Annotated in this window: 1 rRNA gene; it reads right to left on the reverse strand. The window is 45.9% G+C overall.

Going from position 1 to position 255, the window contains the following annotated elements:
- A 23S ribosomal RNA gene (locus KH893_RS12905) occupies positions 1-210 on the reverse strand; the annotation flags it as partial.
- Positions 211-255 lie beyond the last annotated feature (45 nt).

Genomic DNA, 255 nt, shown 5'->3' on the forward strand with positions numbered 1-255 from the left:
TACTTAGATGTTTCAGTTCCCTGCGTTTACCTCCAACTAGTCTATGAATTCAACTAGCGGTAATAGCTTGTTACAGCTACTGGGTTGCCCCATTCGGAAATCTCCGGATCACAGCTTACTTACAGCTCCCCGAAGCATATCGGTGTTAGTGCCGTCCTTCATCGGCTCCTAGTGCCAAGGCATCCACCATGCGCCCTTAATAACTTAACCTAATTTTACCTAACGGTAAAACGGCTATGAGTTTGCGTTAAGAAC

This window comes from Liquorilactobacillus sicerae, from assembly GCF_029916425.1.
Classification (GTDB): Bacteria; Bacillota; Bacilli; order Lactobacillales; family Lactobacillaceae; genus Liquorilactobacillus; species Liquorilactobacillus sicerae.